The organism is Variovorax sp. R-27 (assembly GCF_049913215.1).
GTDB lineage: Bacteria > Pseudomonadota > Gammaproteobacteria > Burkholderiales > Burkholderiaceae_C > Variovorax.
This window is the reverse complement of record NZ_CP183984.1, coordinates 2045636-2072418: the sequence shown is the minus strand read 5'-3', so window position 1 is coordinate 2072418 and position 26783 is coordinate 2045636. Positions and strand designations below refer to the sequence as shown.

Annotated in this window: 25 protein-coding genes; 7 read left to right on the top strand and 18 right to left on the bottom strand. The window is 67.0% G+C overall.

The genetic code is table 11. From position 1 onward, the window contains the following. Positions 1-12 precede the first annotated feature (12 nt). The 6 genes from ACN9MV_RS09395 to ACN9MV_RS09370 form a co-directional block, all read right to left on the bottom strand. Positions 13-642, bottom strand: a complete 630-nt coding sequence (locus tag ACN9MV_RS09395) for a CoxG family protein (RefSeq protein WP_426391912.1) — start codon at positions 640-642, stop codon at positions 13-15. Positions 643-676: 34 nt separating this feature from the next. After that, positions 677-1897 carry a vWA domain-containing protein gene (locus tag ACN9MV_RS09390; RefSeq protein WP_426391911.1) on the bottom strand — a complete coding sequence of 407 codons (1221 nt, stop codon included), beginning with the start codon at positions 1895-1897 and terminating at the stop codon, positions 677-679. After that, positions 1894-2784, bottom strand: coding sequence for an AAA family ATPase (locus ACN9MV_RS09385; protein WP_307615752.1), 891 nt, complete (start codon positions 2782-2784; stop codon positions 1894-1896). Before ACN9MV_RS09385 ends, ACN9MV_RS09390 begins: the two co-directional genes overlap by 4 nt. 67 nt (positions 2785-2851) lie before the next feature. Further along, the gene (locus tag ACN9MV_RS09380; RefSeq protein WP_093050039.1) at positions 2852-3643 is read right to left on the bottom strand and encodes an FAD binding domain-containing protein; all 792 of its coding nucleotides are present in this window, start codon (positions 3641-3643) and stop codon (positions 2852-2854) included. A gap of 20 nt (positions 3644-3663) precedes the next feature. After that, on the bottom strand, positions 3664-6048 hold the full coding sequence (locus tag ACN9MV_RS09375) for a xanthine dehydrogenase family protein molybdopterin-binding subunit (RefSeq protein ID WP_093050036.1): 2385 nt from the start codon (positions 6046-6048) through the stop codon (positions 3664-3666). Positions 6049-6061: 13 nt separating this feature from the next. Then, positions 6062-6559, bottom strand: coding sequence for a (2Fe-2S)-binding protein (locus ACN9MV_RS09370; protein WP_093050034.1), 498 nt, complete (start codon positions 6557-6559; stop codon positions 6062-6064). A 178-nt stretch (positions 6560-6737) separates the two neighbouring features. On the opposite strand from ACN9MV_RS09370, the gene ACN9MV_RS09365 reads away from it, so the two are divergent. Continuing rightward, complete coding sequence (locus ACN9MV_RS09365; protein ID WP_093050031.1) at positions 6738-7883, top strand: helix-turn-helix domain-containing protein; 1146 nt, start codon at positions 6738-6740, stop codon at positions 7881-7883. Between the two features lie 27 nt (positions 7884-7910). On the opposite strand, the gene ACN9MV_RS09360 is transcribed toward ACN9MV_RS09365, so the two are convergent. The 9 genes from ACN9MV_RS09360 to ACN9MV_RS09320 form a co-directional block, all read right to left on the bottom strand. After that, on the bottom strand, positions 7911-8288 hold the full coding sequence (locus ACN9MV_RS09360) for a nuclear transport factor 2 family protein (RefSeq protein WP_093075307.1): 378 nt from the start codon (positions 8286-8288) through the stop codon (positions 7911-7913). Positions 8289-8380: 92 nt separating this feature from the next. After that, positions 8381-9874, bottom strand: coding sequence for a M81 family metallopeptidase (locus tag ACN9MV_RS09355; RefSeq protein ID WP_426391910.1), 1494 nt, complete (start codon positions 9872-9874; stop codon positions 8381-8383). Beyond that, positions 9871-10989, bottom strand: coding sequence for an ABC transporter substrate-binding protein (locus ACN9MV_RS09350; protein WP_093050022.1), 1119 nt, complete (start codon positions 10987-10989; stop codon positions 9871-9873). Before ACN9MV_RS09350 ends, ACN9MV_RS09355 begins: the two co-directional genes overlap by 4 nt. Next, positions 10986-12239 carry a Zn-dependent hydrolase gene (locus ACN9MV_RS09345; protein ID WP_093050019.1) on the bottom strand — a complete coding sequence of 418 codons (1254 nt, stop codon included), beginning with the start codon at positions 12237-12239 and terminating at the stop codon, positions 10986-10988. The genes ACN9MV_RS09350 and ACN9MV_RS09345 overlap by 4 nt, the downstream gene beginning before the upstream one ends. Positions 12240-12273: 34 nt before the next feature. Continuing rightward, on the bottom strand, positions 12274-12987 hold the full coding sequence (locus ACN9MV_RS09340) for an ABC transporter ATP-binding protein (RefSeq protein ID WP_426391909.1): 714 nt from the start codon (positions 12985-12987) through the stop codon (positions 12274-12276). Beyond that, complete coding sequence (locus ACN9MV_RS09335) at positions 12984-13751, bottom strand: ABC transporter ATP-binding protein (protein ID WP_093050013.1); 768 nt, start codon at positions 13749-13751, stop codon at positions 12984-12986. The genes ACN9MV_RS09340 and ACN9MV_RS09335 overlap by 4 nt, the downstream gene beginning before the upstream one ends. After that, positions 13748-14707, bottom strand: coding sequence for a branched-chain amino acid ABC transporter permease (locus ACN9MV_RS09330; RefSeq protein ID WP_426391908.1), 960 nt, complete (start codon positions 14705-14707; stop codon positions 13748-13750). The genes ACN9MV_RS09335 and ACN9MV_RS09330 overlap by 4 nt, the downstream gene beginning before the upstream one ends. 8 nt (positions 14708-14715) lie before the next feature. Further along, positions 14716-15576, bottom strand: coding sequence for a branched-chain amino acid ABC transporter permease (locus tag ACN9MV_RS09325; protein WP_093050009.1), 861 nt, complete (start codon positions 15574-15576; stop codon positions 14716-14718). 24 nt (positions 15577-15600) lie between these two features. Next, on the bottom strand, positions 15601-16806 hold the full coding sequence (locus tag ACN9MV_RS09320) for an ABC transporter substrate-binding protein (protein ID WP_093050006.1): 1206 nt from the start codon (positions 16804-16806) through the stop codon (positions 15601-15603). Between the two features lie 206 nt (positions 16807-17012). Between ACN9MV_RS09320 and ACN9MV_RS09315 the strand changes: the two genes are divergently transcribed. Then, a complete protein-coding gene (locus ACN9MV_RS09315) occupies positions 17013-17777 on the top strand; it encodes a FadR/GntR family transcriptional regulator (RefSeq protein ID WP_093075324.1) in 765 nt (254 codons plus the stop codon). Between the two features lie 6 nt (positions 17778-17783). On the opposite strand, the gene ACN9MV_RS09310 is transcribed toward ACN9MV_RS09315, so the two are convergent. Next, positions 17784-18743: a LysR family transcriptional regulator gene (locus ACN9MV_RS09310; RefSeq protein WP_093050000.1), complete on the bottom strand. Its 960-nt coding sequence runs from the start codon at positions 18741-18743 to the stop codon at positions 17784-17786. Between the two features lie 106 nt (positions 18744-18849). On the opposite strand from ACN9MV_RS09310, the gene ACN9MV_RS09305 reads away from it, so the two are divergent. Next, positions 18850-20205: an aspartate aminotransferase family protein gene (locus tag ACN9MV_RS09305; RefSeq protein ID WP_093075329.1), complete on the top strand. Its 1356-nt coding sequence runs from the start codon at positions 18850-18852 to the stop codon at positions 20203-20205. Positions 20206-20238: 33 nt separating this feature from the next. Here the strand turns inward: ACN9MV_RS09305 and ACN9MV_RS09300 are convergent, their stop codons facing one another. Continuing rightward, positions 20239-21099, bottom strand: coding sequence for a hypothetical protein (locus ACN9MV_RS09300; RefSeq protein WP_426391907.1), 861 nt, complete (start codon positions 21097-21099; stop codon positions 20239-20241). A 107-nt stretch (positions 21100-21206) separates the two neighbouring features. Between ACN9MV_RS09300 and ACN9MV_RS09295 the strand changes: the two genes are divergently transcribed. Beyond that, a complete protein-coding gene (locus ACN9MV_RS09295; protein WP_093049991.1) occupies positions 21207-22649 on the top strand; it encodes an MFS transporter in 1443 nt (480 codons plus the stop codon). 6 nt (positions 22650-22655) lie between these two features. Here the strand turns inward: ACN9MV_RS09295 and ACN9MV_RS09290 are convergent, their stop codons facing one another. Beyond that, complete coding sequence (locus tag ACN9MV_RS09290; RefSeq protein WP_256328824.1) at positions 22656-23957, bottom strand: SUMF1/EgtB/PvdO family nonheme iron enzyme; 1302 nt, start codon at positions 23955-23957, stop codon at positions 22656-22658. A 175-nt stretch (positions 23958-24132) separates the two neighbouring features. Here ACN9MV_RS09290 and ACN9MV_RS09285 point away from each other — a divergent pair, with 175 nt between their 5' ends. The 3 genes from ACN9MV_RS09285 to ACN9MV_RS09275 all read left to right on the top strand — a co-directional run bounded on the left by ACN9MV_RS09285 (position 24133) and on the right by ACN9MV_RS09275 (position 26767). Further along, positions 24133-24672, top strand: coding sequence for a TRAP transporter small permease subunit (locus ACN9MV_RS09285; protein WP_093075336.1), 540 nt, complete (start codon positions 24133-24135; stop codon positions 24670-24672). A 68-nt stretch (positions 24673-24740) separates the two neighbouring features. Beyond that, on the top strand, positions 24741-26282 hold the full coding sequence (locus ACN9MV_RS09280; protein WP_426391906.1) for a TRAP transporter large permease: 1542 nt from the start codon (positions 24741-24743) through the stop codon (positions 26280-26282). Continuing rightward, positions 26279-26767 carry a hypothetical protein gene (locus ACN9MV_RS09275; RefSeq protein WP_093075341.1) on the top strand — a complete coding sequence of 163 codons (489 nt, stop codon included), beginning with the start codon at positions 26279-26281 and terminating at the stop codon, positions 26765-26767. Before ACN9MV_RS09280 ends, ACN9MV_RS09275 begins: the two co-directional genes overlap by 4 nt. Positions 26768-26783 lie beyond the last annotated feature (16 nt).

Here is a 26783-nt window from a genome sequence, read left to right as displayed (position 1 = left end):
CGCGGCCGGTTCCTAGCTGCTGGCGTCGCCCGGTGCGGCGGGCGCGTCCTTGTTGTCGCTGTTGTCGTCCTTCTTGCCGAGGCCGATCTTCTTCATGAGGCCGGACATCATGCCGGCCTTCTCTGCAGGCGCTTCGGCGGTGGCTTCCACGACGGGCGCGGGCGGCGGGCCGTAGCGGCTCTGCATCTCGGCCTCGAAGCGCTTGAAGAAATCGTCGGCGGTCGACTTGGCGGCGCCGTCGATCAGACGCTGGCCGAGCTGGGCGATCTTGCCGCCGACCTGGGCCTGCACGGTGTAGTCGAGCTCGCAGCCGGGGACGGGAGGGGGCGATGCGGCCTCGGCCGTCACCGGCTTGAGCGAGACACTCGACGAGCCCTTGGCGAACCCTGCCACGCCGCCCTGCCCTTCGAAGCTCAGCTTGTAGCCATCGGGCGCCACGATGTCCGACAGCATCACCTTGCCGTTGAACTTGGCCGACACCGGGCCGATCTTGACGGCGAGCGCGACGCTGTACTGGTTATCGCCCGTGAGCTCGAACTTGTCGCAACCGGGAATGCACTTCTTCAGTGTCTCGGGGTCGTTGAGCGCTTCCCAGGCCTGTTGTTGGGTGATGCCGAGGCGGCGGTTTCCGAGCATTTCCATGGTGGGTTTCCTTTGTCTTCCTTCCCGGGCAACGCTAGCGGCCGGACCGCATCAGGGCGGCCAGGCTCGCTGCGAGCTGTTCGAGTGCGCTGAGATTGTGAACCGCCAGCATCGCGTCTGCTTGCCGGTGCAGAACACTGGCCCCACGCGCCAGAGGGGCGTAGCCCTCGAAGCGCAGCAAGGGGTTGAGCCACAGCAGGCGGCGCGAATGGCGCTTGAGCCACAGCAGCTCCTGCTCCAGCAGCGACGGCTCGCCGGTGTCCAAGCCATCGCTGATCACCAGCACCAGGGTGCGGCGGCCGGTCAGGCGGCGGGTGTGGGCTCGGCGCAATTCGGTCAAAGAGCTGCCGAGCCGGGTGCCGCCCGCGAAGTCGTCGATGGCGAGGCTGGCGGCGCCGAGCATGGCGTCGGTGTCGGCGAGCCGGAAGGCGGGGGTCAGGTCGGTCAGGCGGGTGCCGAAGGCGAACACGTCGCGCCGGCCCGCGCGGCGAGTGGCGGCGTGCAGGAAAGCCAGCAGCAAGCGCGCATAGCGCTCCATCGAGCCCGACACATCGACCAGCACCAGCAGCGGCAAGGGCTGCCGGCGCCGGGCCAGTTTGGGCAGCCGCAGGATCTCGCCGCCCGTGCGCGCCGCCTCATGCAGCACGCCCGGCCAGTGCATGCGCGCGTGCTGCCGGCCCGCGTCGCCAGCCACGCGCAGGCGACGCGACGGCAGCTCGGGAATCGGCAGCCTGATGTCGCGCGCCAGCCGTTCGACCAGGCGGTATTCGGAAGCGCCGAGCGCGTTGAAGTCCGCATGCTGCAGGCGCTGGCGGTCGCTCGACGTCATGGCGGCGTCGAACTCGATCTCGCGGTCGGGCTTGGCCAGCTCGGCTGGCTTGGCAGGGTTGCGCGGTGCGGTGAGCGCCTCGCGTACGCGAGGCCGACGCTTCGATGGCTCGGCCTTGCCTTCGGCACTCGGCAGCATCTGCGCGAGCAGCTTGTTGGCCAGCTCCGGATCGCGGAACCAGGCGTCGAAGAGTTCGCGGAACACCATGCGATCCTGCTCGCGGCTCACCATCACGGCTTCCATCGCGGCGCTCAGGTCGAGCCTGTCTTCCACGCCCACCAGCGTGGCCGCTTCGGCAGCCAGCGCGATGCGCATGGCGTCGGTGCGCACTCCGGCGCGGCGCAGCGCACGGCCGAAGGCGGTGATGTTGCCGGCGAGCTTGCCGCTGCGAACGTCGCCGAGTTGCTGGATACCGGTGGTCGTCATGCCTCGGGCTTGAGCAGGTCCGACGCCAGCTCCCGCGTCAGCGCGGCCACGTCGTCGCGCTGCTTGAACAGGATGCCGGCGGTGTCGACCACCACCTCGGGGTCGAGTTCGACGGTGTCGAGAGCGATCAGCGCCCTCGCCCATTCGACGCTCTCGGCGATGCCGGGCGCGCGCTGGAAGGCGTTGACGAAAGGCGCCTCGCGCAGCCGCGCGACGAATGCCGACACCTGCGCCGACAGCTTATCGCCGGCCTGCGGCACCTGCGCGCGCACGATGGCCAGTTCGCGCTCGCGCTCAGGGTAGTCGAGCCAGTGATAGAGACAGCGGCGCTTGACCGCATCGTTGAGTTCGCGCGTGCGGTTGCTCGTGAGGATGGTGACGGGCGGCACCACGGCGCGCACCGTGCCCAGCTCGGGAATGCTCACCTGGTACTCGCCCAGGTATTCGAGCAGGAAGGCCTCGAAGGGCTCGTCGGCGCGGTCCACCTCGTCAATGAGCAGCACGGCGCCCGGCAGCGGCGTCTGCAGCGCCTGCAGCAGCGGCCGGCGGATCAGGTAGTGCGGCTGGTAGACCTCGGCTTCAACGTCGCGCGCCGCGCCCGTGGCCTCGGCCGCGCGCATGTGCAGCAGCTGCGCCGCGTAGTTCCATTCGTAGAGCGCTTCGCGCTGCTCCAGGCCGTCGTAACACTGCAGGCGCAGCAGCTCGCGGTTAAGAGCGGTCGACAGTGCTTTCGCCAGCTCGGTCTTGCCGACGCCGGGCTCGCCTTCGAGCAGCAGCGGGCGCTGCAGCTTGAGCGCGAGAAACACGGCCGTCGCCAGCCGCCGGTCGGCGAAGTAGCCGGCCTGCACCAAAGCTTCGGAGAGGGAATCGATGGTCGGAAAGATCATGGCGAAGCGTAGCGGAAGACGCGAGGGTATCGCGCCTTCCGGTGGGCAATCGGCAGCCCCGGCCTCTTCAGCCCAGGGCCTTGGTGACGGCGCGTTGGGTCAGCACGCTGATCAGGTTCGCGCGGTACGCAGCCGAGGCATGCAGGTCGCTGTTGAGATCGCTCGCGTCGATCTTCACCGCTGCAGCGGCGGCTGCGGTGAAGCTCTTGTTGAGCGCGTCTTCCAGCCCGGCATGGCGGAACACGCCGTTGCCCGCGCCGGTGATCGCCACGCGCACGCCGCTGTCGTATTGCGCAAGGAACACGCCGACCAGCGGAAAGTTCGACGCCTTCTGGCGCAGCTTTTCGTAGACGGCGCGCTTCGGAATCGGAAAGCGGATCGCAGTGATCAGCTCGTCTTCTTCCAGCGCCGTGGTGAACAGGCCCAGGAAGAAATCGTCCGCCGCAATCTCGCGTTTCGACGTGACCACGGTCGCGCCCGAGGCGAGCACCGCGCTGGGGTAGCACGCCGCCGGATCGTTGTTGGCCACCGAGCCGCCGATGGTGCCCATCGCGCGCACCTGCCGGTCGCCGATGCGCGAAGCCAGGTCGGCCAGCGCCGGGTAGGCGGCCTTCACGTCGGCGTTGTTCGCCACGTCGAGATGGCGCGACATGGCGCCGATGGTGATGGCGTTGCCGTTTTTCGTGATGCCGGTGAGCTCCTTGATGCCGCTGAGGTCCACCAGCTGTTCGGGCGCCGAGAGCCGCAGCTTCATCGAAGCCAGCAGGGTCTGCCCGCCCGCCAGCGGCTTGGCGCCGGCGGCAACGAGTTTGGCCGCATCGGCCACGGTGGCGGGCCGTTCGAGTGTGAAGGCATACATGGTGTGATTCCTTCTTTGTTCTAGTGTTGGGCCACGGCCTGCATCGCTTCCCAGACGCGGCTGGGGGAGGCAGGCATATCGAAATCCTTGACGCCCAATGGCGCCAGCGCGTCGAGCACCGCATTGATCACGGCCGGCGGCGAGCCGATGGCCCCCGCCTCGCCGCAGCCCTTGGTGCCGAGCGGGTTGTGTGTGCACGGGGTGCACACGGTGTCGAGCTTGAATTGCGGAAAGTCGCCTGCTCGTGGCATGGCGTAGTCCATGAAGCTGCCGGTGAGCAGCTGGCCGGTCTCGTTGTCGTAGACGCAGTTTTCGAGAAGCGCCTGGCCGATGCCCTGCACCAGCCCGCCGTGCACCTGGCCCTCGACGATCATCGGGTTGATGATGGTGCCGAAGTCGTCCACTGCAGTGAAGCGGTCGACCTTGACTTCGCCGGTCTGCTTGTCGACTTCGACCTCGCAGATGTAGGTGCCGCCCGGGAAGGTGAAGTTGGTCGGGTCGTAGAAGGCGGTTTCGTTCAGGCCCGGCTCCAGCTTGTCGAGCGGGTAGTTGTGCGGCACGTAGGCCGTGAGCGCCACCTGGCCGAAGGGGATCTTCTTGTCGGTGCCCTTGACCGTGAACTCGCCGTTGGCGAACTCGATGTCGGCGTCGCTCGCCTCCATCAGGTGCGCGGCGATTTTCTTGGCCTTGGTCTCGATCTTGTCGAGCGCCTTCATGATGGCCGCGCCGCCCACCGAGATGGAGCGCGAACCGTAGGTGCCCATGCCGAAGGGCACGCGGCCGGTGTCGCCATGCACCACGTCGACGTTCTCGACCGGAATGCCCAGCCGCGCCGCGACGACCTGCGCGAAGGTGGTTTCGTGGCCCTGCCCGTGACTGTGCGAGCCGGTGAACACAGTCACGCTGCCGGTCGGGTGCACGCGGATCTCGCCGCATTCGAACAGGCCCGCCCGCGCGCCAAGCGCCCCGGCAATGTTCGACGGCGCAATGCCGCAAGCCTCGATGTAGCTCGAGTAACCGATGCCGCGCAGCTTGCCCTTGGCCTCGGTGGCCGACTTGCGCGCCGCGAAGCCATCGACCTCGGCCAGCACGCGGGCCTTGTCCATGCAGGCGTGGAAGTCGCCCGTGTCGTACTGCAACGCCACCGGCGTCTGGTACGGGAATGTGCTGATGAAGTTGCGCTTGCGGATCTCGTCCTGCCCCAGCTTCATTTCCCAGGCGCAGCGCGACACCAGCCGCTCCAGCAGGTAGGTAGCCTCGGGCCGCCCCGCTCCGCGGTAGGCATCGACCGGCGCGGTGTTGGTGAACCAGGCGTCGACCTCCACGTAGATCTGCGGCGTGGTGTACTGGCCCGCCAGCAGCGTGGCGTAGAGGATGGTGGGCACCGCGGTCGAGAAGGTCGACAGGTAGGCGCCGAGGTTGGCGTCTGTATGCACGCGCAGCGCGAGGAACTTGCCGTCTTTGTCCATCGCCATTTCGGCGTGGCTCACATGGTCGCGGCCATGCGCGTCAGACAGGAAGCACTCCGAGCGTTCCGCCGTCCACTTGATGTTGCGGTTGAGCTGCTTGGCGGCCCAGGTCAGGCACACGTCTTCTGCATACAGGAAGATCTTGGAACCGAAGCCGCCGCCCACGTCGGGCGCTATCACCCGCACCTTGTGCTCTGGCAGGCCCAGCACGAAGGCCGTCATCAGCAGGCGCTCGACGTGCGGGTTCTGGTTGGACACGTAGAGCGTGTAGTCGTCGGTGCCCCGGCTGTAGCTGCCGATGGCCACGCGTGGCTCGATGGGGTTGGGAATCAGCCGGTTGTTGACCAGGTCGAGCTTGGTGACGTGCGCGGCATTGGCGAACACCGCATCGACCGCCGCCTTGTCGCCCAGCGCCCACTTGTAGCACTGGTTGTCGGGCGCCTCGTCGTGCAGCACCGCGCCGCCGGCCTTCTTCGCCGCGTCGGCCACGCTCACGAGCGCGGGCAGCACGTCGTAGTCGACCACCACCGCCTCGGCCGCGTTCTTGGCCTGCTCGACCGTCTCGGCCACGACCATCGCGACATGGTCGCCCACGTAGCGCACCTTCTTGATCGCGAGGATCGGGTGCATCGGCTCCTTCATGGGGGTGCCGTCGGGGTTGTTGATGAGCCAGCCGCAGGGCAGCCCGCCCATCTTTCCTTCGATGTCCTTGCCGCTGAAGATACCGATCACACCGGGCATCTTCAGTGCCTCGGCAATGTCGATCGACTTGATGGCGGCGTGGGCGTGCGGCGAGCGCACGAAGACCGCATGGCTCTGGTTGGCCAGCGTGATGTCGTCGGTGTAGTTGCCGGCGCCGGTCAGGAAGCGGTAGTCTTCCTTGCGCCGTAGAGCCTCGCCGATGTGCGGCAGGTTGGAGAAGTCGGAAGCACCCATGATGTCGCTCCCTTCATGCCGTTACGGTTGTCTTGACGGGAGTGCCCGAGGCCATTGCCTCGCCGCCCATCTTCACTGCCTTCACGATGTTCTGGTAGCCCGTGCAGCGGCACAGGTTGCCGTCGAGCAGTTCGCGGATTTCCGACTCGCTCGACTTGGGGTGGTGGGTGCACAGGTCGATGGCGCTCATGACCATGCCGGGGGTGCAGAAACCGCACTGCAGGCCGTGGCATTCCTTGAAGGCCGCCTGCATGGGGTGCATGGTGCCGTCAGCCTCGGCAATGCCCTCGATGGTGGTGATGTCCGCGCCGGCAGCCTGGGCTACCAGCACATTGCAAGATTTGACGGCCCGGCCATTCACGTGGACGGTGCAGGCACCGCACTGGGCGGTGTCGCAGCCAACGTGGGTACCGGTGAGATGGAGGTGCTCCCGGATGGCGTAGACGAGGAAGGTGTTGGGAGGAGCGTCGACCGTGACCTGACGGCCGTTGACCTTGAAAGCGACCTGCATTTGGCTGTCTCCGTTAAAGGTGATGGCTGTTTCAGCAAAAGCATCTTGGATGCCGACCTTTCGCACTATCCTAGGCAAAACCCTTGACACTTGCACAGACCGCGCGAAATTCTCAAAATGAAACAGCTTGCCGTCCGGCGAGCCAGGAAAAGCCGCCCCACACGCGCGAAAAACCACGATGCCCGTCTCTATCGTTTCGCCATCGCCTGAGCGTTCCCTGGCCATTGCCCAAGCCCGCCGCGAAGTGATCGAGGGCGAGTCGGCCGCCCGGGCGCGCGGCGCCGCCTGCGTCGATTCGTGGATCACCCGCTCCTGGCAGCGCTGCATCGAGGCCGGTCGCCGGCCCCAGCAGCGAGTCAGCTTCGACCCGGTGAGCCGCTCGGCCAGCCGCGACGTCGCCGAGCGCAACCGGGCGCTGGTCTCGGCGGCCCGTCCGGTGATAGAGCGGCTGTCGCGCGCCATTGCCGACACCCGTTATTTCGCCGTGCTGACCGATGCCGACGGCATCGTCATCGACGTGGGCAACCTGCCTGACGGCGCCGACGCCGCCAGCCGGTATGCACGCGACATCGGACGCGTCGGCGTCGACCTGTCTGAGCGCGCCATCGGCACCAGCGCCATCGGCACCGCACTGGCCGAGCAGGAATCGGTGTGGCTGCACCGTGGCGAGCATTTCTTCGACGACACCGGCGTCTACAGCTGCGCTGGCGCCCCGCTCTTCGGCCCCCGTGGCGACTGCATCGGCATGCTCGACCTGACCGGCGTGCAGGTGGTCGAACGACCCGAGCTGCGCCACCTGGCCACCCTGTCGGCGCGCAGCATCGAGAACATGCTGGTGATGCGCGAGCCCTGCGAACTGCTGCTGCATCTGGCGTGGCCCGGCAGCACGAACAGCGAGGCCACCGAGGGTCTGCTGTGCATCGACGCCACCGGCAGCGTCACGGGCGCCAACGCGGCGGCCCGGCAGATGCTGCACCAGCCGCTGCCGCGCAGCGAGCATGCATTGCACTTCAACGACCTGTTCGCGCTGCCGCTGCACATGATGTTCGACGCGGCCCGACGCGCCGACGCGGTGCTCGAAGTGCCGCTCTGGTCGGGCCTTCGAGTGCAGGTGCGCCCCCAGCGCAGCAGCACCAGCGGCACGGCGGGCGCGCCTGCTCCCGACACCCGCCCGCGGCTGCGCGATGTGGAAACCGCGCTGATCCGCAAGGCAGTGGCCGATGCGCGCGGCAATGTGGCGGAAGCGGCGCGAGCCCTGGGCATCAGCCGGGCGACCGTCTACCGCAAGCTGTGGCGTGGACGGCCGGCCGGCGCGCCGGATTGAGCGCCGGCGTTCAGCTTTCGTTCAGGCTCAGGCGCCGACCGGCACCTTGTCCAGAAAGCCCGTCACCGAACTGAGCTTGCCTGCATCGAGCCGCACGAAGTCGGTGCCCTGGATCAGGTCTTCCGCTCCGCTCGGCCCCAGCGTCCACGAGAAGCGCAGGTGGTCGCCATGCGCATCGGCCTTGCCCAGCAGGTTGAAGCGAAAGCCCGGGTAGCGCTGGTGCACCACGCCGACCAGCGCACTGATCTGCTCGTGCCCACTGGCCTGCGCCATCGGGTCCACGTAGCGGGCGTTGGCCGTCCACCCGGCTTCGATCAGCGCGGCGCGGCGCGCGGCGTCGGTTTCGTTCCAGACGGCGATGTAGCGTTGGGCGATCGCGGTGGCATCGTGTGCGGCGGTGTTCATGATGACGATTCCTTTCGAGGGTTTCGACCCGCAACATCGCGGGGTGAAGGAATGGTCGCGTCGCACGCGATTCGCGTCGATGACGTCTCAGGTCATGCTGCAGCGTCCATCGAGGCGTTCGCATCCAGCGGAAACACCGGCCGGCGCACCTTGCTGAACGGGAACAGGCTGTAGTCCGAGCTCGTAACGCCCGGGCTGTCGCACTCCACCAGCGCGGCCGACAGCGGCTCGAACACCGGCCGGCAATACATGCGCGACTTGAGCAGCAGAAAGCGCTCCTTGCGCGGATCGAGCCCCGCGCATTCGAAGACGCCGATATCCCAAGGCTCCTGCGTGCGCTCGGTCACCACGATGCGCGCCGTGCCGATGTCGAACAGCACCGTGCGCCCCATGCTGCTGCGCTGGCCGGTATAGGTGGGACCGGTAATGACGTACTCGCCGTCGCTGATGGTTCGCACGGTGCCCGTCAGGCGCACCGGCGTCTTCGAGAGGCCGATGCCTTCGAGCGAGACCTTGTTGCCGAGCGCCACCGTCACCTGCGCGCCCTCGCCCGCCGCGACCAGTTGCGCCACCGCTTCGGGGTCGCACAGCGGCCCGACGCCGATGCCGTGCAGCCCCTGCGCCAGCGCCTCCTGCAGAACGTCCATGGTGTCGCAGCTCCCGCCGGACATGCAGTTGTCGCCATGGTCGAGCAGCAGCACCGGGCGCGTCGCGCCCTCGGCAATCAGCTTCGCGCGCCCGATCGACTGCGCCAGCGGTTCGCTGCGGTAGATGAAGGCCTCGCGCTCGCTCCACATCTGCGCGGCGATGCGGTCGGCCGTGGCCTGTGCGCGCTCGGGCGACTGCGCATCGACGACGATCACGCTCATGCACGGCGACTCGATGTCCGACAGCGAAAAACCCGCCAGGATCGACACCGCGAGCGACTCCGACTTCTCGGCCTCGCGCGCCGCCTCGATGGCGCGCTGCATCGCGCCGGTGAACGACGCGCTGCGCAGCGTGTGCGCCATCAGCGGCAGTCGGTGCCAGCGCATTGCCGGCTTGCTGCGCCCGGCCAGGAGGTCGAGCAGCAGGCGGCCGGCGTGCTCGCCGGTTTCGTACATGTCGATGTGCGGATAGGTCTTGAAGCCGACGATCACGTCGGCGTTGCCGACCATCTCGGGCGTGACGTTGGCATGCAGGTCGAGCGCCACGCCGATGGGCACGCCCGGCGCCGCCGCGCGCAGGCGCACCAGCAGGTCGCCTTCGCCGTCGGCGCTGTTCTGCGCCACCATCGCGCCGTGCAGGTCGAGCAGGATGGCATCGCAGCCCGCAGCCGCATCGACGATGCATTGCGTCAGCAGCGTGTAGGCCTGCGCGTCGACCGGCCCGCTCGGGTTGGCCGAGGCCGACACCGGCGTGACGAGTTCGGCGCCGGCCGCTTCGGCCAGGTCGATGAAGGCCGACATCGCCGTGCGCATGCCCTTGTTGTCACGGTAGGCCTGCTCGCCGAAGGTCGGCCCGTCGGGCCCGAAGGCCGCGAGCGGCGTGGGCACGGGCGAGAAGGTGTTGGTCTCGTGGTTGAGGCGCGCTATCAAGACTTTCATTGAGCAAACTTCCCGCCGCTTGCCAGCATCGTGATGTCGCCGAAATTCGAACCGTTGCGGTTGTCGGCCTTGAACGTCAGCATGTAGCCACCCAGGTTCATGGGCGGCGAAGTCTCGATGGTTCGCCTGAGCGATTCGGTGGTGATCGGCCCCTTGACGCGCTGCAGCGCTTCCGCAAACGCCTTGGCCGTGATGTAGCCCTCCAGGCCCAGGTAGGAGCCCTCGCCCTCGCTGCCCGCGCTCTTGCGCGCGCGCTGGTACTCGTCGACGATCGGGAAGCGGGTCTTCCAGAACGGCGGCATCACCTGCGACAGCACGATGCCGCGGCTCTTCTCGCCAAGCTCCTTGTAGAGCAGGAAAGAACTGGCCACCGAGTTCGTATAGATCTGCGGATGAATCGGCGCGGCGACCAGCGCCCGGATCATGTTGATCGCCGGCATGCCGGCCGCAATGACGTACACGGCCTGCGCGCCGCTGGCAATGATCTGCTGCGCGGCGCGCGTCGGTTCCTTTTCCTGCGGGTCGAAGCGCAACGCCAGCACCTGGGACAGCCCGTTCTTCTGGAGCGCGTCTATCGCGTCCTTCTCGATGCCCTTGCCGTACGCGTCGTCGCTGGAGACGATGGCGATGCGCGTCAGGCCCACCGTTGCCAGGTGGGTCATCACGCGGCGCACTTCGTCGGCGTACGACTCGCGCACGTGATAGATCGGCACCTTCGGCCCGCGCAGCACCGCGGCACCGGTCAGCCCGCCGAAGATGAAGCTGTCGTATTTCGCCGCCACGGGCGCCATGGCCGCGCCGATACCCGTGCCCATGGTGCCGAAGAGGCAGACCACGCGGTCGGTGCCCAGCAGCTTCTCGGCGTTGGCCGCGGCCTTGTCGGCCGCATAGACATCGTCGTACGTGATCATCTTGACGGGCCGCCCGCCGATGCCACCGGCCTTGTTCAGCTGGTCGAACAACAGCGTCTGGCCTTCCATGAACGCGAGGCTGTTGGGCGCCAGCGGCCCCGTCAGTACCGCGGACTGGCCCACCAGGATGGGTTCGGCAGCGCCTGCCGGCACCACGGACCATGCGAGGGCAAGCGCCATCAGGGCGCGGCTCCACGCCTTCACGACACGACTCCCGCGCTTTGCAGCATGGCTTGCAGCAGCACGTTGCAGCCGGCTTCGAGATGGTCGGGCTGTGCGTCCTCGATCTCGTTGTGGCTGATGCCGTCGAGGCAAGGCACGAAGATCATGGCCGTGGGGCACACGCGTGCGAGGTACACCGCGTCGTGGCCCGCGCCGCTGATCACGTTCATCCAGGTCATGCCCTGCGCCTGCGCGGCTTCGCGCACTGCGGACACCAGCTTCGGCGTAAAGGGCTGCGGCTGGAAGTACACGACCTGCTCCACCGACATCTCGACCTTGCCTTTCGTGGCAATGCGCTGCACGGCTTCTTTCAGTGCGGCGTCCATGGCCGACAGCACCACGTCGTCGGCCGCGCGCAGGTCGACGCTGAGCTTCACGCGGCCCGGGATCACGTTGCGCGAGTTCGGGTAGTTGTCGATCCAGCCGACCGTGCCGCGCCCATGCGGTGCGTGGGCGAGCGCAATGCGGTTGACCTCGATCACGAGTTCGGAGGCGGCCAGCAGCGCGTCCTTGCGCAGCTCCATCGGCGTGGGGCCGGCATGGGCTTCCATGCCCTGCACCACCACGTCGTACCAGCGCTGGCCTAGCGCTCCTTCGACCACGCCGATCACACGCTCGTTGGCTTCGAGCACCGGGCCCTGCTCGATGTGCGCCTCGAAGTACGCGCCCACCGGCGATGTTGTTGCCGACGCGGGCGTGCTGCCCGCGTAGCCAATGGAGGCAAGCGCGTCGGACACGCTGACGCCGTCGTTGTCGCACTGCGCCAGTGCATGCTCGAGCGTGAATGCACCGGCGAACACGCCGGAGCCCATCATCACGGGCACGAAGCGCGAGCCTTCCTCGTTGGTCCACACCGCCACTTCGAGCGGCGCCTCGGTTTCGATCTTCGCGTCGTTCAGGCTTCGGATCACCTCCAGCCCCGCGAGCACGCCGTAGTTGCCATCGAACTTGCCACCGGTGGGTTGCGTGTCGATGTGGCTCCCGGTGGTAACGGGCGGCAGCGCGTTGTTGCGGCCAGCGCGGCGCGCGAAGATGTTGCCGATGGCGTCCACGCGGACTTCGCAGCCCGCCTCGCGCACCCAGTGCACGAACAGGTCGCGGCCCTGGCGGTCGAGGTCGGTCAGCGCGATGCGGCAGACGCCGCCTTTCTCGGTGGCGCCGAGTTGCGCCAGTTCCATCAGCGAGTTCCAGAGCCGCTGGCCGTCGATGCGGAGTTCAGTGTGTGAGTTCATGGCTTTGCGATAAGGATGAGTGTTGCGGGAAGCCTCAAGCAAGGCCCACGCCCAGATAGCGGTCTTTCACTTCATGGTCGGCCATGAAGGCTGGGTTGCCGGCCTCGTGCACGATCACGCCCTGCTCCACGATGTAGTGGCGATCGGCCAGCTGCACGCAGACTTCGAGGTTCTGCTCGACCAGCAGGATGGCCACGCCGGCCGCCTTGATGGTCTTCAGCTGCGCGACGATCTCTTCGACAATCACCGGCGCCAGGCCCTCGACGGGCTCGTCGAGGATCAGCAGGCGCGGGTGGTTCATGAGCGCGCGGCCAATGGCCAGCATCTGCTGCTCGCCACCCGAGAGCTGCCCGCCGCCGTTGCGCCGCCGCTCCTTCAGGCGCGGAAAGATGCGGTAGATGTCGGCCAGCTGCCAGGGCGATTCGCGCCGCAGGCCGAGCAGCAGGTTTTCTTCTACCGTCAGCAGCTTGAAGACGCCTCGGTGCTCCGGCACCAGGCACACGCCGCGCGTGGCGATGCGGTGCGGCGGCATGCCCGCGATGTCCGCTCCCTGGAAGCGCACGCGCCCGCTCGTGGGGGTGACCGCACCAGCAATGCTCTTGAGCGTGGTCGACTTGCCCGCGCCGTTGCGGCCCAGCAGCGTGACGAGCTCGGCCTCGCCCACGCGCATCGAGATGCCCTGCAGCACGTGGCTCTTGCCGTAATGCGCATGGAGTTTTTCGACTTCGAGGATGTTCTGGTCGCTCATGCCTTGCCTCCGGTGATCATGTTGCCCAGATAGGCCGTGCGCACGCGCGCATCGGCACGGATGTCGCCCGGCAGTCCCTCGGCGAGCACGCGGCCCAGCTGCATCACGGTCACGGTGTCGGAAATGTCCATCACGATGTTCATGTTGTGCTCGATCAGCACCACGGTGTGCCGGTCGCGCAGGCTGCGAATGAGCTGCTTCATGTCGTCGAGGTCGTCGATGCCCATGCCCGAGGTCGGCTCGTCGAGGAAGATGGCCTTCGGCCTGGCGGCCAGCGCCATGCCCACTTCGAGGCGGCGCTGCTGGCCATGCGAAAGCTCGCTGGCCGGCGTGTTCGCCAGCCGTTCGAGCCCGACGCGCTGCAGCACCTCGTCCACCGTCTGCGTGCAGGCCAGTTCGCCAACCGGCGCGCGCCAGCAGTTCATGGCCTGGCGCGGCGAAACGCCCTGCGCAGCCACGCGCAGGTTCTCGCGCACCGACAGGCTGAGGAACAGCGCCGTGACCTGGAACGAGCGCGCCATGCCGCGCTGCACGCGCCGGTGGTCGGGCTCGCGCGTGACGTCGTGGCCGTCGAACAGGATGCGGCCTCCAGTGGTCGTGCCGGTGCCCGTGAGCATGTGGAACAGCGTGGTCTTGCCCGCGCCGTTGGGACCGATCACCGAATGCACGGTGTTGCGCCTGATCTTCAGGTCGACCCCGCCGAGCGCGGCGAACTTGCCGTAGTGCTTGGTGACGCCAATGGCTTCGATGAGAACGTCGCTCATGCCTTTTCTCCTTGCGCAGCGGAGGCGCTTGGAGCCGGGGGCGTCCGCCGGAAGATGCGTTTCCAGATGCCCTCGCCCAGCCCCCAGAGCCCGCGCTGCATGCCGATGCTCACGCCGATCAGCAGCAGCCCAAGCAGCAGCAGCCAGCGCGGCCAAAGCGTGGAGAGCCAGTCGGCCAGCAGCACATAGAAGGCCGAGCCCAGCACCGAGGCAAACAGGTTGCCGGTGCCGCCGATCACGGTGATGACCAGGATCATTTCGCTCGTGTGGTACTCGGCGTTCGACAGCGGCGCGATGCCGGTCATCATGGCGTGCAGCCCGCCCGCCAGGCCGGTAACGGCACCCGAGATCATGAAGGCCAGCAGCTTGAAGCGCTTGAGGTCGTAGCCCACGGCGGCGGCCCGATCCTCGTTGTCGCGGATGGCGAGCAGCGTGCGGCCGAAGATCGAATCGGTCACGCGCAGCAGCAGGCCGAAGGCGATCAGGAAGATCACCGCGACGAAGGCGTAGTACTTCCACGGCGTGTCCATGAAGCCGGGGCGCGGCACGTCGAGCAGGCCATTGTCGCCGCCCGTGAGGTCGGTCGCGGTGTAGGCGATGAAATAGAACATCTGCGCGAAGGCCAGCGTGAGCATCACGAAGTAGGTGCCGCGCTGGCGGATGGCAACCCAGCCGACCACCGCCGCGCCGATCGCACCCATGGCCATGGCCGCGAGCAATGCGAGCGGCATGGGCAGGTGCAGGCGCGTGAGCAGAATCGCGATGGTGTAGCTGCCCAGCCCGAAGAAGATGCCCTGCCCGAAGGACAGCAGCCCCGTGTAGCCCAGCAGCAGGTTGCAGCCCAGCGCTGCCAGCGCGTATATGAGCACTTCGCTCGCGAGCGAGCCCGAGCTCAGCACCAGCGGCAGGCCCAGCGCGGCGATCAGCGCCAGGAGGAATGTGATTTTTCTCGGCATGGCGTCGTTCATCCTTTGCGGCCGAGCAGGCCATGCGGACGCAGCAGCAGCACGGCTGCCATCGCGATGTAGATCATCAGACTCGCCCCCGGCGGCCAGATGGTGCTCATGAGGCTTTGAACGATGCCGATCACCAGCCCACCCACGAGCGCGCCGCCGAAGCTGCCGAGCCCGCCGATCACCACCACCACGAAGGCCACGCTCAGCGCCTCGACGCCCATGAAAGGCTCCGCACCCCGAATCGGCGCGGCCAGCACCCCGGCCAGCGCAGCAGTGGCCGCGCCAAGCGCAAACACCAGGCTGAACACGCGGAACACGTTGATGCCGAGCAGCGACACCATCTCGGTCGATTCGCTGCCCGCGCGCACCGCGCTGCCCAGGCGCGTGCCTTCGAGCACCCACCACAGCAGCACCGCGAGCACGGCGGTGAAGCCGATCACGAACAGCCGGTACTTGGGATAGACGAAGGCGCCCCACATGACCACACCCTGCAGCAGGTCGGGCGTGGCCACGCTGTTGCCCAGCGGGCCCCAGAACACGATCACGATCTCCTGCACCGCGAGCGCGAGGCCCACCGTCACGAGGATGTGGAATTCGTGCGCCTTGGCATACACGCGGCGCAGCAGCAGCTTCTCGGCCAGCCAGCCCAGCGCGCCGACGGCTAGCGGCACCACGAGCAGCGCGACCCAGAAGTTCAGGCCCCACTGCATGGCCTGGTAGCACAGGTAGGCACCCAGCAGATAGAAAGCCCCGTGCGCGAAGTTCACGAAGCGCAGCAGGCCGAACACGATGGACAAGCCAACGGCCAGCAGGAAATACAGCATGCCGATGCCGATTCCGTTGATGGTCTGGAGCAGGTAGACGGACATGGGCGCGTCGGTGTCCTTGCGTGCTCAGGCCAGCTTGCAGCCGGTCTTGTCGACGGGCAGGAACGACTTGCCCGAACTCACCACATCGACGTAGTCGGCAGCGTCCTTCATCTTCGACTTCGCCTTGCCCTTGAGCAGGTAGTAGTCCTTGATGACCTGGTGGTCGGCCTTGCGGATTTCCTCGGTGCCGGTGAGGCCGTCGAACTTCATGCCTTCGAGCGCGGCAATCACCGCCTTCTGGTCCACGGTGCCGGCCTTCACGATGCCATCGATCAGGATCTTGGTGCAGACGTACGAGCCGGCGAGGCTGTAGTTGGGCACGATCTTGAGCTTGTCGGCGGTGCGCTTCACCAGGTCCTTGTTGAGCGTGGTGTCGGCCGTGTGCCAGTACTGCGCGCCGAAGTAGACGCCGTCGCACAGGTCGGCGCCCAGCTCGTCGAACTGCTCCAGCCCCGAGGCCCAGGCCATGAGGATCGTCATGTTCTTGTGCATGCCGAAGCTCACCGCCTGGCGCAGCGCGGCGGACGACTGCGCACCGAAGTTCAGCAGCAGCAGCACGTCGGGCTTGGCGGCCATGGCGTTGGTGAGGTAGCCGCTGAATTCCTTCTCGTTGAGCGAGTGGTAGCTGTTGCCCACGTGCTCGATGCCCTTCTCCTGGAAGATGTTCTTGGCCGCGCTCAGCAGGCCGTCGCCGAACACGTACTGCGGCGTGATCGTGTACCAGCGCTTGGCCTTGGGCATCGAGGCGATCAGCGGACGCACCGTCTGCTCGATGGCGCCGAAGGTGGGCACCGACCAGCGGAAGGTGGCGGGGTTGCAGTCCTTGCCGGTGATTTCATCGGCGCCGGCGGTGGTGATGAACAGGCCGCCGGCCTTCTCGGCCTCCTTGCCCATGGCCAGCGCTTCCGACGAGAGGATGCCGCCCGCGAAGAACTTCGCGCCCTGCTGCTGCGAGGCTTCCTGCACTTTGCGCACCGCGGTGGCCGGCTTGCCTTCGGTGTCGAGCACCGTGTAGGCCAGCGGACGCTTCAGCACGCTGCCGTACTGCTCGATGGCCAGCTTCATGCCCAGGTCGGCGAACTTGCCATTGGCTGCGAAGGCACCCGACATCGGGACCGGGCAGCCGAAGCGGATCGCGTCCGCCGACTGGGCAAAGGCGGCGCGGCCGCCCAGGAGCGAAGCGGGGGCAGCCGACAGGGCGGCCAGCTGAAGAAGATGTCTGCGTTGCATGAGTTCTCCGGTCGTGGTGGGAAGTAAGGGAAAGGTGGTGCCTGCGATCGCTGGCAAATTTAAGCGGATAAATCGGATTAATATGCTGGTAAAAACCCGCTAGCAATCCTTGTGCCCAAAACCAGACCGCCCCGTCGCACGACGCCGTTTAAGATCGCCCGCTGTTGCGCATCCCGCGCATCTCCCGATGGGCATGGAGCGTGTGAATGAGAGTGGGGCAGAACCGCCCGAAGCGGCAAAAGCTCTCGGACGTCATCGTCGAAGACGTCAAGCGCTGGATCGTGGCGGAGCGCAAGCAGCCCGGCGACCGGCTGCCGAACGAGAAAGAACTGATCGAGCTTTTCGGCTATTCGAAGAGCACGGTGCGCGAGGCCTTGAAGGCGCTGGAGGTGCGCGGCCTGGTCTCCATCCGCACCGGCCCCGGCGGCGGGGCGTATCTGCAGCAGGTGTCGGTGGACCATGCATCGGAGCCGCTGCGCAACTTCCTGCACTTTCACCATCTCGACGGCCATCACATCTACCAGTTGCGCAAGGCGCTGGAGCCCGAGCTGGCCGTGAGCGTGGTAGGCCGACTGACACCCGAGCAGTTCGAGCAGCTGGAAGAAAACGTCCGGCTGTGCACGATCGAGCCGACCAACGAAGACGAACTGCGCACGCAGCGCGAGGCCGAACTCGGCTTTCACACGATGCTGGCCGAGAGCTGCCCCAATCCGGTGCTCTCCTTCATGTGCCGTTTTCTCAACGACCTGCTGCGCGACCTCGTGGTCTACAAGAAGGCGCTGGACCACCACCACTTCGGCGAGGCCAACGTCGACTATCACACGCAGCTGCTGGCCGCCTACCGCAAGGAAGACGCCGAAGAAGTGCGCCGGCTGATGTCCGAGCACATGATCGATGCCGAGCAGCACATGCACGAGATGGAGGCGCATATCGGCGCCAAGCATCTGCTGCTGCCGAGCGGGCAGCGCTGACCTGCGTTACCGGTGGGCCTTCTCCAGGCACTCCTGAAACGCCAGCACCGCACGTGACGGCTTCGGCGAACGCCGCAGCAGACTGACAAACCGGCACGCATAGTTGAAGCGCGCCGGCAGCACCGCCTTCATGAGCCCGCGCTGCTCGAACACCTGCGCGTAGTGGTCGGGCAGAAAGCCCAGGAAGCGCCCCGAAAGAATCAGCGTTGCAATCGCCTCCTGGTCGAAGCCGGTGGCCTTGCGCGACAGCTTCGCGCGGTGGCTCAGCTCCATGTTCGGCGAGTGGTAGCCGAGCCCCGCGAAATGATGCTCGCGCAGCTTGGCCCAAGTGAGCCTGGCGTGATCGGCGCCGAACAGCGGGTGTTTCGCGCCGCAATACAGCAGCATCGTCTCGTCGAACAAGTCGGCGTACACAAGGCTCTTGGAGCTGCGATGCGCCGGGATGATGCCGATCTGGAAATTGCCCTCCAGCACGCCCTGCTCTATGGCGTTGATCGAGCCCACGTGCAGCGCCAGAGTCACCTCGGGTGCGATCTCGGTGAAACGCGCGATGGCCTCGCCGATGCGCGCCTTCGGGTTGGTCGCCGTCTTGTCGAACAGCGCCACGTCCAGCTGCCCGCCCATGCGGTTGTGGATGTCGTCGATGCTGCCGCGGAAGGCGTCGACCGAGGCCAGCAGGCGCAGCGTCTCGTCGTATACGCGCTGCCCCTCGGCGGTGAGCGCAAAACCCGCCCGCCCGCGCCGGCACAGCACGAGGCCGAGCCGCGTCTCCAGGTCTTTCACGTGGCGGCTCACGGTGGAAGTGCCGATGTTCAGCTCCAGCTCGGCGGCCGCCATGCCGCCGCAGTCGACCACGCTCTTGAACACCTTGAGCAGGCGCAGGTCCATGTCGCTGAGCTGCCCCAATACGGCGCGGTTGCGGGCACTGTTTTGGGTACCGCTTCGGGCTTTGGCCTTTACTTGCATGAAGTGTCAAGTGAACATTGATATTGCGCCATTCTCCACACTGAAGGCTCTGCCAACAATCGGCACATCCCATCACCCCCGGAGCCCGCCCCGTGCGGGAAGCGCCATGACCCTCGCAACGCCCGCCATCGAACCGACGCCCACCGCGCGCACCGACGCCGCCTGGCTCGACGCGCACTGGATGCCTTACACCGGCAACCGCAACTTCAAGGCCGATCCGCGGATCATCGTGGAGGCCAAGGGCGCCTACTTCACCGACATCGACGGGCGCAAGATCTTCGACGGCCTCTCGGGCCTGTGGTGCTCGGGCCTGGGCCATGGCCGCCCCGAAATCACCGAGGCGGTGAGCCGCCAGATCGCCAAGCTCGACTACTCGCCCGCCTTCCAGTTCGGCCACCCGCTCTCCTTCGAGCTGGCCAACAAGATCAAGGAAATGACGCCCGCGGGCCTCGACTACGTGTTCTTCACCGGCTCGGGCTCCGAAGCCGCCGACACCTCGCTGAAGATGGCGCGCGCCTACTGGCGCACCAAGGGCCAGGCGAGCAAGACGCGCCTGATCGGCCGCGAGAAGGGCTACCACGGCGTCAACTACGGCGGCATCTCGGTCGGCGGCATCGCGGCCAACCGCAAGCTCTTCGGCCAGGGCGTCGAAGCCGATCATCTGCCGCACACCCAGCTCGCGTCGAATGCCTTCACGCGCGGCATGGCCGAGAACGGCGCCGAGCTGGCCGACCGCCTGCTCGACCTGATCGCGCTGCACGACGCATCGAACATCGCGGCCGTCATCGTCGAACCCTTCGCGGGTTCGGCCGGCGTGGTGATTCCGCCCAAGGGCTACCTGAAGCGCCTGCGCGACATCTGCACCGCCAACAACATCCTGCTGATCTTCGACGAAGTGATCACCGGTTTCGGCCGCTGCGGCGCGCTCACCGGCGCGGAAGCCTTCGGCGTGACGCCCGACATCATGAACATCGCCAAGCAGGTGACCAACGGCGCGCAGCCGATGGGCGCCGTGGTCGCCAGCAAGGAGATCTACGACACCTTCATGGCCGCAGGCGGCCCCGACTACATGCTCGAGTTCCCGCACGGCTACACCTACGGCGCACACCCGGTGGCCTGTGCCGCCGGCATCGCCGCACTCGACGTGCTGCAGAAGGAAGACATGATCGGCCGCGTGCAGGCGCTGGCGCCGCATTTCGAGAACGCCGTGCACAGCCTGAAAGGCAGCAAGCACGTGGCCGACATCCGCAACTACGGCCTCGCCGCCGGCATCACGATCGCCGCGCTGCCGGGCGAGCCTGCACGCCGTCCGTACGAGATCGCGATGAACTGCTGGAAGAAGGGCTTCTACGTGCGCTACGGCGGCGACACCATCCAGCTCGCCCCGCCCTTCATCGCGGAGAAGGCCGAGATCGACCGCATGGTCAACGCACTGGCGGACGCGCTGGCCGAGACGGCCTGATCGGGGGCCGACACGATCCGGCGGGGCAACCCGTCAGATCCGGCCCGACCTGATCTTGATGCTGGAGGTGCGCACGGCGTACACGCCGTCGAAGGTCCTGAACCACACCAGGTCTTCCGACCTTGCAATAAAGCGCCCACGCATCTCGATTTCGAAGCGTGGCGTCAGCAGGTCCGAGATATAGGTGAATTCTTTTTCCGGCGCCACCTTTCCCGATCCATCCTTGGGTTGCCCCTCCTTCGCAATAAAGGCCGCGAGTTCCGAAAAGCCCCGTGCGGCTTCCGCGCTCAGTCGGCGCTGGATTTCCTCGGTGGGCTGGGCCAGATCATCCAGCGTGTAGGAAGATGGCAACTGGTACATGTAGAGACCGGACCACTGGTCGGCACCTGCGCCCTGCTCCAGCCGGACCGCCGCGGCCGTCAGCAGCCGCTCGTTGCTCGCCTTGCTCACATGCAAGTAGGGTGTTGCACCCGTTTGCCCCGCCGCGCCAGCGCCGGCGACATCCAGCCCCTGGCGGATCGCGGCATCGAGGAACAGCTGCCGAGGTTCCAGCGTGAGCTTGCCCTTCAGGCGCTGGGCATCGAGCCCCGTCCTGCTGTCGATCATGCCGGCATTGGCCGCCGCGCCCAGAGGGCCGAACAGCAATCCAACTGCCAGGCCACCTCCACCTTCCAACTGCGTGTAGACAATGCTCCTGGCATCGTCCAGGTGCCGCATCGCGTGCCGCGGCTCTTCCACCGCCTTGGCATGCGCGAGTGCGAAAGTCCCGGGCGAACTGCCGGAGACAGGACGACTCTTGTAAGTGGGCGGCGTGCCGCAGCCCGTCAAGCCGGCAATAGCCAAAAGCGTGCAAAGCCAGAACGCGCGGCGATGCGCGCCATCGAGACAGATCATGTTTCCCCTCGCTCCATTGGTGTAGTCGCCGCTCCCACGCGGCGCGCGGATCATAGACCGGCACGGTCCTACAGCGGACGCTGCGACCGACTCCCAGAATCGCAGGCATGACGGTACTGAGCAGCGACATCCCCGCCCGCCTGGACCGCCTGCCGTGGTCGCGCTGGCACTGGCGCGTGGTGATCGCGCTGGGCGTGGCCTGGGTGCTCGACGGGCTCGAAGTCACGCTGGTGGGTTCCATCGGCGCAGTGCTGGAGCGGCCCGACACGCTGGGGCTCACGGCCGGCGAGATCGGGCTGTCGGGCTCGGTGTACGTGGCGGGCGCGGTGCTCGGCGCGCTGCTCTTCGGCCGGCTCACCGACCGGCTCGGGCGCAAGAAGCTCTTTCTCATCACGCTGGTGGTCTACACGGTCGGCACGCTGGCCACTGCGTTTTCTCCCAACTTTGCTTTCTTCGCGCTGTGCCGCTTCGTCACGGGGCTTGGCATCGGCGGCGAGTACGCGGCCATCAACTCGGCCATCGACGAACTGATCCCGGCGCGCGTGCGCGGGCGCGTCAACCTCGCGATTAACGGCAGCTTCTGGATCGGCGCGGCGCTGGGCGCGGCGCTCAGCCTGGTGCTGCTCGACGCTCGCGTGATCGGCCCGGTGTGGGGCTGGCGCGCGGGCTTTGCGCTGGGCGCGGTGCTGGCGGTGGCTATCTTGCTGGTGCGGCGCGACGTGCCCGAGAGCCCGCGCTGGCTCATTGCACACGGACGCGCCGACGAGGCCAAACGCATCGTCGACCAGATCGAAGCGGAGATCGAGACCCAGCACGGTCCGCTGCCCGCACCGCAAGGCTCTGTCGTGAACTACACGGCCGCGCGCGCCAACAGCCCGTCGATGCGCGAAGTGACGCGCGTGCTGCTCAGGCGCTACCCGCAGCGCAGCATGGTCGCGCTGGCGCTGATGATCTCGCAGGCCTTCTTCTACAACGCGATCTTCTTCACCTATGCGCTGGTGCTCACGCGCTTCTACGGCGTGCCCGAAGGCGACGTGGCGCTCTACATCTTTCCGTTCGCGCTGGGCAACGTGCTCGGGCCGCTGCTGCTGGGCCCGCTGTTCGACAGCGTGGGCCGGCGCCGGATGATCGCGCTGACGTACGTACTCGCGGGCGTCGGCCTCGCGCTCACGGGTTGGGCCTTCATGATGGGCTGGCTCGATGCGCGCGGTCAGGCGCTGTGCTGGTCGGCGGTGTTCTTCCTGGCGTCGGCGGCGGCGAGTTCGGCGTACCTCACGGTGAGCGAGGTGTTTCCGCTCGAGATGCGTGCCATGGCCATCGCGATCTTCTATGCAGTCGGCATGGGTGCGGGCGGCTTCGCTGCGCCGCTGCTGTTCGGCCTGCTGATCGAAACCGGCAGCCGGGGCGCGGTGATGGTGGGCTACGGCATCGGCGCGGCGCTGGTCATTGTCGCGGGGCTGCTGGCCTTGCGCTATGCGGCCGATGCTGAGCGCAAGCCGCTGGAGGAAGTGGCGCCGCCGCTGTCGTCCGAAGGCGGCGGCGAGCGCTGATCGTCTCTACAGCGCGCAGGTTCTGAAACCGAAGAACCCGTCGTCACGCTCGGGCAGCGCAAAGCCACGGCGGCGCGGAGAACGCAGGCGCGCACGCGTCGCGAACGAAGCCCCGCGCAGCACGCGGGCCCGGCCGAAAGCAGCCGCAGGATCGAACTCTCCCCCCGCGCTCCACGGGTCGGCCCGATACCCCGGCCACGGCTGCAGCGTGCCCGCCGTCCACTCGTGAACGTCGGCCCACCGGAAGCCACGCCGCCCGGCCGTGTGCGCGGCTATCTCCCATTCGACTTCGGTCGCGATGCGCCGCCCGGCCCAGCGCGCCCAGGCATCGGCCTCCCACCAGCTCAGATGCACGGCGCTGTGGTGGCCTGCCGCACGCACGGTCACGCCAAAGCGCTGCTGCAGCACCGAACCGCCCGTGCCGTTGCGCGCCGCGCCGATCTGCTCGACATGGCGCGGCCCGCGCCGGCCCTCGATCTGCGCCCCGAGCCAGCGCCAGCCTTCGCCATGCCACAGTTCCTCGCGGTCGTAGCCGCCGTCGTCGACGAATTCGATGTACTGGTTCCAGGTGACGGGCTGCGCGTCGATCTCGAACTCGGGCACGTCGACCCGGTGCGCGCTGCGCTCCTGTGCGAAGGCGAAGCCGCCCTCGGGCATGCCCAGCTCCCATCGCGTGGCAGGCAGCAGCAGCGGCTCGCGCGTGACGGCGATGGGCGCCTGCTCGACGCCCAGGGGCAGCCCCAGCGTCTGCGCCATCACCACGAACTGCTCTCCGCGCAGGTCTTCGTGGAACAGCGCGAGGCGGTAGAAGTACAGGCCGGCATCGGTCTCGGCTGCGTTCTCGAGCAGCTCGAGCGTGCTCTCCAGCGTTTCGAGCAGGTAGGCCTTGGTCTGGGCGAGGTCGGGCAGGTCGGGCGACCAGCGGCGACCCGGCGTGCTCTGTGATGGGTTCCACCAGTCGTCGGCGCCGGGGTCGATGGGCGCCAGACGCGTGGGCCGCACCGGGCAGTCGACGCCGAAGGCGCGCTGGGTGTTGCGCCCGATCCACCATTCGGCAAACCAGCCGATGTGGCCGGCCAGCCAGACCGGCGGCACCACGCCCTCTTCCTCGGGCACAGGCGGCACGGCAAGCGCTTCGGCGCCCAGGGCCTCCTCATAGAGCGACAGCAGATGCAGCGTGTGGTTGCGCGCGTCGATCAGCGCCAGGGACAACAACTCGCGGCCCGCGCGGCACATGTCGGGCGAATCGATCGAATGGGGCAGGCCCATGGCGCCCGAAGGCGTCGAAGGCGGAAGGCGCGAAGACATGGACGATTATGGCGACCAGGGCCGCCTCCCACGCCCCGGACAAGACCCGGATTCCGGGTAAACCCCGCCCCTCATGCCAAGTAGATACAAAGGTTCAACGGGGTAACATCTCGGGCTTTGCGCAGCTCCCACCAGGGGCCGGCGTTTCACCTTGGGCTTCGCGGGAGACACCCCCTTGTCTGCATTCCTCAAATTCGCGACCGGCATGGACTGGATCAGCGAAAAACTCGGCAAGATCGCCGGCTACGCCGTGCTGGCGGCCTCGCTCATTTCGGCGGCCAACGCCCTCGTCCGCTACGGCTTCGACTTCAGCAACAACGCGTTCCTCGAGATCCAGTGGTACCTGTTCGCCGCCACCGTGATGCTCGGCGCGCCCGTGGTGCTTCGCTTCAACGAGCATGTGCGCGTGGACATCATCTACGGCAAGCTCAAGGGCTATGGGCCGGTGTACGTCGACCTGTTCGGCCTGATCTTCTTCCTGCTGCCGGTGATGGCCCTCTTCACCTACGTCACCTGGCCCATGTTCTGGAACATGTGGGTCACGGGCGAGATGTCCGGCAACATCGGCGGCCTGATCCGCTGGCCCGCCGCGCTGCTGATGCCCGTGGGCTTCGCCGCGATGTTCCTGCAGGGCGTTTCGGAAATCATCAAGCGCATTGCCTACCTGCGCGGCCTGATCGAGATGGACACGCACTACGAGAAGCCGGTGCAGTGACGGGCGCTTTTCGCATCCCTCGCGCCCCTTCTGGCCTAGCCCTCTCCCGCACCGCAGGATAAGTAGAAATGCACATGGAAAATTTCGCCCCGATCATGTTCGCGGGGCTCGTGGTGATCATGCTGATCGGCTTCCCGGTCGCGTTCTCGCTCTCCGCCCTCGGCCTGATCTGCGGCTTCTTCGCCATCGAGATGGGCTGGTTCCCGGCCGGCTTCATGGCCAACCTGCCGCTGAACGTGTTCGGCATCCTGTCGAACGAGACGCTGCTCGCGATCCCGTTCTTCACGTTGATGGGAGCCGTACTGGAGAAATGCGGATTGGCGGAGGACATGCTCGACTCGATGGGCCAGCTCTTCGGCCCCATCCGCGGGGGCCTCGGCTACTCGGTGATCATCGTGGGCTTCATCCTCGGCGCCATCACCGGCACGGTGGCCGGCCAGGTGATCGCAATGGCGATGATCTCGCTGCCGATCATGATGCGCTACGGCTACGACATGCGCTACTCGACCGGCGTGCTCGCCGCGTCGGGCACCATCACGCAGCTGGTACCGCCTTCGCTGGTGCTGATCGTCATGGCCGACCAGCTCGGCACCGACGTGGGCCAGATGTACAAGGGCGCCTGGGGTCCGTCGATCCTGCAGGTCATCATCTTCGCGATCTACACCTTCATGGTCGGGCGCATCCGCCCGCACTTCGTGCCGGGCCTGCCGGCCAGCGCACGCACGCTGAACGGATGGGCGCTGTGGGGCAAGTGCCTGCGCGGCATCATCCCATCGGCCATCCTGATCTTCGCGGTGCTCGGCTCGATGGGCGGCCTGCCCTTCATGGACAAGGCCATCGCCACGCCGACCGAAGCCGGTGCGATGGGCGCGGTGGGCTCGCTCATCCTCGCGCTGATCCATCGCCGCCTGAACTGGCAGCTGATGAAGGACGCGATGGAAGGCACCATGCGCCTCACGGCGATGGTGGTGTTCATCCTCATCGGCTCGCGCGTGTTCTCGCTGGTGTTCCAGGGCGTCGACGGCGCCAAGTGGATCGAGCACATGCTCTCGGGCCTGCCGGGCGGCCAGGTGGGCTTCCTGATCGCGGTGAACATCTTTGTGTTCTTCCTCGCGTTCTTCCTCGACTTCTTCGAGATCGCGTTCATCATCCTGCCGCTGCTGGGCCCCGTGGCCCACAAGCTGGGCATCGACATGGTGTGGTTCGGCGTGCTGCTGTGCGTGAACATGCAGACCTCGTTCATGCACCCGCCCTTCGGCTTCGCGCTGTTCTACTTGCGAGGCATTGCGGACACCCTCTTCAAGAACGGGGCGCTACCCAAGAAGGTGGAGTCGCGCGACATCTACCTCGGCGCCGTGCCGTGGGTGCTGATGCAGCTGCTGCTGGTGGCCATCGTGATCTTCTTTCCGCAGACGGTCACCGTGTTCCTCGAGAAGGAAAAGGTCGTCGACATCGACAAGGTCAACCTCGACATGCCCGCCGACGCAGAGCCGCCGCCCGCGCCCGACAGCAATGGCGTGAACATGGAAGACCCGTTCGGCAACGAGAAGAAGACACCGGAAGAAACACCGGCGGCGCCGCCGGCTTCCGGCGAAGCCACCAAGCCGTGAGCGACGACGGCGGCAGCACCCCCTCGCTCGAAAGCCCCGCCTTCCCTGCGCTGCTGCGCACGCTGGCGGTGGTGCTGGTGGTCGATCTCTTCGCCTTCGCGATCTGGAGCCTGCCCTCGCTGCGCAGCACCGCGTGGTCCACGAGCGCCCTCGTGGTGTTCGGCATCGCGGCGCTGTGCGTGGTGTGGGTCGGCTACTGGATCGTCTACAGCCGCACGCGGCTCGAAGGCGACGTACTGATCCAGACCTGGCTCTGGAACAAGCGCGTGAGCGCGCAGGAAGTGGCGCAGCTCAAGCTCGTGCACATCCGCATGCTCGAACGCGTGATCGCGCCGCGGCTGCTGGTGCGGCGGCGCTACGGCGGCATGACGTGGTTCCACTCGGCCGATGCGAGCGTGCTCGTGGCCTTTGGCGAACAGGTGGCGAAGCGCTCCATTCCACCGAAGCCGGATACCCCCGAACCCGATACCGGGTCGACGAAATAAAAAAAGCCCCGCTGGT

Excerpts from the sequence above, each read along its gene's own strand:
- ACN9MV_RS09395 (WP_426391912.1), bottom strand. The coding sequence starts at position 642 with ATGGAAATGCTCGGAAACCGCCGCCTCGGCATCACCCAACAACAGGCC.
- ACN9MV_RS09390 (WP_426391911.1), bottom strand. The coding sequence starts at position 1,897 with ATGACGACCACCGGTATCCAGCAACTCGGCGACGTTCGCAGCGGCAAG.
- ACN9MV_RS09385 (WP_307615752.1), bottom strand. The coding sequence starts at position 2,784 with ATGATCTTTCCGACCATCGATTCCCTCTCCGAAGCTTTGGTGCAGGCC.
- ACN9MV_RS09380 (WP_093050039.1), bottom strand. The coding sequence starts at position 3,643 with ATGTATGCCTTCACACTCGAACGGCCCGCCACCGTGGCCGATGCGGCC.
- ACN9MV_RS09375 (WP_093050036.1), bottom strand. The coding sequence starts at position 6,048 with ATGGGTGCTTCCGACTTCTCCAACCTGCCGCACATCGGCGAGGCTCTA.
- ACN9MV_RS09370 (WP_093050034.1), bottom strand. The coding sequence starts at position 6,559 with ATGCAGGTCGCTTTCAAGGTCAACGGCCGTCAGGTCACGGTCGACGCT.
- ACN9MV_RS09365 (WP_093050031.1), top strand. The coding sequence starts at position 6,738 with ATGCCCGTCTCTATCGTTTCGCCATCGCCTGAGCGTTCCCTGGCCATT.
- ACN9MV_RS09360 (WP_093075307.1), bottom strand. The coding sequence starts at position 8,288 with ATGAACACCGCCGCACACGATGCCACCGCGATCGCCCAACGCTACATC.
- ACN9MV_RS09355 (WP_426391910.1), bottom strand. The coding sequence starts at position 9,874 with ATGAAAGTCTTGATAGCGCGCCTCAACCACGAGACCAACACCTTCTCG.
- ACN9MV_RS09345 (WP_093050019.1), bottom strand. The coding sequence starts at position 12,239 with ATGAACTCACACACTGAACTCCGCATCGACGGCCAGCGGCTCTGGAAC.
- ACN9MV_RS09340 (WP_426391909.1), bottom strand. The coding sequence starts at position 12,987 with ATGAGCGACCAGAACATCCTCGAAGTCGAAAAACTCCATGCGCATTAC.
- ACN9MV_RS09335 (WP_093050013.1), bottom strand. The coding sequence starts at position 13,751 with ATGAGCGACGTTCTCATCGAAGCCATTGGCGTCACCAAGCACTACGGC.
- ACN9MV_RS09330 (WP_426391908.1), bottom strand. The coding sequence starts at position 14,707 with ATGCCGAGAAAAATCACATTCCTCCTGGCGCTGATCGCCGCGCTGGGC.
- ACN9MV_RS09325 (WP_093050009.1), bottom strand. The coding sequence starts at position 15,576 with ATGTCCGTCTACCTGCTCCAGACCATCAACGGAATCGGCATCGGCATG.
- ACN9MV_RS09320 (WP_093050006.1), bottom strand. The coding sequence starts at position 16,806 with ATGCAACGCAGACATCTTCTTCAGCTGGCCGCCCTGTCGGCTGCCCCC.
- ACN9MV_RS09315 (WP_093075324.1), top strand. The coding sequence starts at position 17,013 with ATGAGAGTGGGGCAGAACCGCCCGAAGCGGCAAAAGCTCTCGGACGTC.
- ACN9MV_RS09310 (WP_093050000.1), bottom strand. The coding sequence starts at position 18,743 with ATGCAAGTAAAGGCCAAAGCCCGAAGCGGTACCCAAAACAGTGCCCGC.
- ACN9MV_RS09305 (WP_093075329.1), top strand. The coding sequence starts at position 18,850 with ATGACCCTCGCAACGCCCGCCATCGAACCGACGCCCACCGCGCGCACC.
- ACN9MV_RS09300 (WP_426391907.1), bottom strand. The coding sequence starts at position 21,099 with ATGATCTGTCTCGATGGCGCGCATCGCCGCGCGTTCTGGCTTTGCACG.
- ACN9MV_RS09295 (WP_093049991.1), top strand. The coding sequence starts at position 21,207 with ATGACGGTACTGAGCAGCGACATCCCCGCCCGCCTGGACCGCCTGCCG.
- ACN9MV_RS09290 (WP_256328824.1), bottom strand. The coding sequence starts at position 23,957 with ATGTCTTCGCGCCTTCCGCCTTCGACGCCTTCGGGCGCCATGGGCCTG.
- ACN9MV_RS09280 (WP_426391906.1), top strand. The coding sequence starts at position 24,741 with ATGCACATGGAAAATTTCGCCCCGATCATGTTCGCGGGGCTCGTGGTG.